3 protein-coding genes are annotated in these 4,032 nt (G+C 52.8%); 2 read left to right on the forward strand and 1 reads right to left on the reverse strand.

Annotated features, from left to right (window positions below):
- Window positions 1-243 precede the first annotated feature (243 nt).
- Entirely contained in the window at window positions 244-1,638 is a 1,395-nt protein-coding gene (locus tag HMPREF1051_RS09040) for a nucleobase:cation symporter-2 family protein (RefSeq protein WP_003767506.1), read from the reverse strand.
- Window positions 1,639-2,017: 379 nt separating this feature from the next.
- On the opposite strand from HMPREF1051_RS09040, the gene dapA reads away from it, so the two are divergent.
- Window positions 2,018-2,899 carry a 4-hydroxy-tetrahydrodipicolinate synthase gene (gene dapA / locus HMPREF1051_RS09045; protein ID WP_003761579.1) on the forward strand — a complete coding sequence of 294 codons (882 nt, stop codon included), beginning with the start codon at window positions 2,018-2,020 and terminating at the stop codon, window positions 2,897-2,899.
- Window positions 2,900-2,971: 72 nt separating this feature from the next.
- The coding region (gene bamC, locus HMPREF1051_RS09050) for an outer membrane protein assembly factor BamC (RefSeq protein WP_003767508.1) at window positions 2,972-4,032 on the forward strand (1,061 nt) is incomplete at its 3' end.

Below are 4,032 nucleotides of genomic sequence, written 5' to 3' on the forward strand. Positions count from 1 at the left end.
GTCATCATCAAGCGCGTCACCATCGGCAAATAAATTATAGTGGATTAAAATTGCAATGATACGGCGTTGCCAACGCCCTTATGTACTACCGTACACGGCGGGCGTTGCCGCCTTGTCTCATTTTTATTTTAATCCACTATACAAACCGACTTCTTTGACAGAATACGGTTTCAATTCAAGCCCGATAGAAAAGGTCGTCTGAAAATCAAATTTTCAGACGACCTTTTTGTTTACGCTTGAAACTTAATGCTCCAGCCCCTCGGTATCGATTTTGACGATTTTGTCGGTTTTATCCTCCGGCAAAAGCAGGTTCAGGATAACCGCCGTAATGCCGCCCGCGGAAATGGAGTTTTGGAACAAAACAGGCAGGTTTTTAAACACTTCCGGCTCAAACGCCACGCCCAAGCCCAGACCGACCGAAGTCGCCGCAATCACCGCTTCGCGCCTGCGGATACCGTGGCTGACCAAAATCCGCACGCCCGCAATCGCAATCAAGCCGAACATCAAGACCATCGCACCGCCTAACACCGGACTCGGAATCGTCGTAAACGCGCGTCCGACCACGGGGAACAAACCCAGCAACACCAAAATCACGGCAATATATTTGCCCACATGGCGCGAAGCCACGCCGGTCATCTGAATCACGCCGTTGTTTTGCGCGAAAGTGGTCAACGGCAGCGAACCCAAAGCCGTCGCAATTACCGATACCAAACCGTCCGCCAACACGCCGCCGCGCAGGCGTTTGGTGTATTCCTCGCCTTCAATCGGCTGGTCGGACACCATTGCCGTCGCAGTCAAATCGCCGACCGCCTCAAACACGCTCAACAGGAAAATCGCGCCCGCCACAATAAACGCGTGCCAGTCGAAAGCAAAGCCATATTTAAACGGTACGGGCAGCGTAACCAGCGGCAGGTTTTGCAGTGCGGAAAAATCCACCTTGCCCAAAAACAGCGCGACGATGTAGCCGACAATCAAGCCGACCGCGATACCGCTCATACGCAACAGCGGATTTTTCATGCAGTTGAATATCAACACAATCAGCAACACCAGCGACGCCAGCCCCAAGTTTTCCATCGAGCCGAACGTGCCGTTCGTCTTCGCACCGAAGCCGCCGCCGAAATCAGTAATGCCGACGTGTACCAGACTCAAGCCAATCAACATCACGACCACGCCGCTGACTGTCGGTGTAATCACTTTTTTCAAATACGGCAAAAGCCATGCCGAGAAACACACCAAAAACGCGCCGACAAACGACACGCCCAACAGCGTCGAAATCATCGCATCCTTGGTCAAAAAACCGCCCTCTTTCATCCCCGCGCCAAGCGCAATCATGACGGTGACGAACGAGAAATTCACAGACTGGATAGACAGCATCCCCGAACCGACCGGCCCGAAGCGGTTGACCTGCAAATAAGTGCCGACACCCGACGCTACCATCGCCATCGACACAAGATACGCCGTCATCTCCACCGGCAATTCCAGCGCGCTGCCCACAATCAGCGCGGGCGTAATCATCGGCACAAAAATCGCCAGAAGATGCGTTATCGCGCTTAATAAGGCATTTTCGAATGGCGGTTTGTCTTCCAAACCGTACACCAAATCAGGCGAATCCGCCTGTTTTTTCATTGTTTCAGCCATTGCAGTCTTCCTGTCCGTTGTCAAACGTTAAAAAATTTTAAGGAACGAAATTGTAGCGAATCAAAGGTTCCTTATCAATTCTAATCCTCCAGCGTAAAAACTTCTCCAGCTGCCCAAATTCGAATTTCTTTGAATTCCTGCGCCAGACAGTCCTTCATTTTTAGACGGTATTTATGCGCTTAACACATTTTAATTCTTGACAGCACTTCCACTGCTCAAAACCAATAATTTTATGATTATAAAAAATATTATTTATTAAGATATGATAGCCCTTAAGCCTTTAAACCAACCGTCCGGCCGATATGTTTCACACAAACAACAAAGTAAGCTACAATCCGAAGCATAATCGACCTCACACAATGAATAAAAAGGTTTCCGTATGTTACAAGGTAGCTTGGTTGCCCTGATTACACCCATGAATCAAGACGGCAGCATCCATTACGAACAACTCCGCGATTTGATCGACTGGCATATCGAAAGCGGTACCGACGGCATCGTCGCCGTCGGCACGACAGGCGAATCCGCCACCCTCTCCGTCGAAGAACATTTAAGCGTAATCGAAGAAACGGTCAAACACGTCAACAAGCGCGTTCCCGTTATCGCCGGCACCGGCGCCAACAACACCCTCGAAGCCATCGCGCTCTCCCGCGCCGCCGAAAAAGCCGGTGCAGACTACACCCTCTCCGTCGTCCCCTATTACAACAAGCCCTCCCAAGAAGGCATTTACCAACATTTCAAAACCATCGCCGAATCTACCTCGATTCCGATGATTATCTACAACGTACCCGGCCGCACCGTCGTCAGCATGACCAACGACACCATCCTGCGCCTTGCCAAAATCCCGAACATCGTCGGCGTCAAAGAAGCCAGCGGCAACATCGGCAGCAATCTCGAATTAATCAAACACGCGCCCGAAGGTTTCACCGTCCTTTCCGGCGATGACCCCACCGGCCTGCCCTTCATGCTCTGCGGCGGGAAAGGCGTCGTAACCGTTGCCGCCAATGTCGCCCCCAAACTCTTCGCCGATATGTGCCGCGCCGCCCTTGCAGGCGATATTGCGACCGCTCGTCAATTAAATGACCGCCTGATTCCGATTTATAACACTATGTTCTGCGAGCCAAGCCCTGCCGCGCCCAAATGGGGCATCTCCGCATTGGGCAAATGCGACCCTTATGTCCGCCTGCCGCTCGTCCCTCTGACCGAAGCCGGACAGGCAAAAGTCCGCGCCGCATTGCAAGAATCCGGACAACTCACCGCATAAACCGCAAAGGTCGTCTGAAAACCGTTTTCAGACGACCTGCCGTTAACCCATCACATCCCACAGGAAACCAATATGACCTATATGAAACCTGTCGTCGTAGCAATCGCCCTGATCAGCATGACTGCCTGTTCGGGCAACAAAAAAGACCTGCCTAAGCTGGACTACCAAACCCAGACACGCAAAATCGTCAAATTAGAAGTACCGCCTGATTTGAACAACCCCGATCAAGGCAACCTCTATCAAATACCCGCAGGCAGCGGCGCCGTCCGCGCCAGCGACCTGAGCCGCCGCACATCGGCAACCCAACAGGCCGCCAACTCCGAAGTCCTCAAATCCGTCAAAGGCGTCCGTTTGGAGCGCGACGGCAACCAACGTTGGATTGAAGTCCAAGGCAAATCCCCTGCTGAAATTTGGCCTCTGTTGAAAGCATTCTGGCAAGAAAACGGCTTTGACATCAAATCCGAAGAACCCGGCATCGGCCAAATGGAAACCGAATGGGCGGAAAACCGCGCCAAAATCCCGCAAGACGGCCTGCGCCGCCTCTTAGACAAAGTCGGCATGGGCGGCATCTATTCCACCAGCGAGCGCGATAAATTCATCATCCGCATCGAACAAGGTAAAAACGGCACGACCGACGTCTTCTTCGCCCACAAAGGCATGAAAGAAGTTTACGCCGACAAGAAAAAAGACACGACCATGTGGCAGCCTGCCGCCAACGACCCCAACCTTGAAGCCGCCTTCCTCGCACGCTTCATGCAATACTTGGGTGTCGATCAGCAACAAGCTGAGAACGCGCTGACCCAAAGCGTTGCCAAACGCAGCGGCAGCGAATTGGCTCGAATCGACGGCAACACCCTGCTCGTCTCCGGCGACTACGGCCGCAACTGGCGCCGCACCGCGCTTGCCCTCGACCGCATCGGCTTGAATGTCTTGGGTCAAAACATCGAACGCCACGCCTTCTTGGTTCAACAGGCTCCTAACGAAAGCGACGCCGTTTCCACGAAAAAACCGGGCTTCTTCGGCCGTATGCTGGGCAAAGGCAAAAAAGTTGAGAAACCTGCCGCCTACCCCGAGATCATCGTATTCGTCGAGCCTGTCAACGGCGGTTCGCGCATCAGCCTCTTGAACAAAGA

Origin of the sequence: Neisseria sicca VK64 (assembly GCF_000260655.1) — a bacterium.
Classification (GTDB): domain Bacteria; phylum Pseudomonadota; class Gammaproteobacteria; order Burkholderiales; family Neisseriaceae; genus Neisseria; species Neisseria sicca_B.

Excerpts from the sequence above, each read along its gene's own strand:
- HMPREF1051_RS09040 (WP_003767506.1), bottom strand. The coding sequence starts at position 1,638 with ATGGCTGAAACAATGAAAAAACAGGCGGATTCGCCTGATTTGGTGTAC.
- dapA (WP_003761579.1), top strand. The coding sequence starts at position 2,018 with ATGTTACAAGGTAGCTTGGTTGCCCTGATTACACCCATGAATCAAGAC.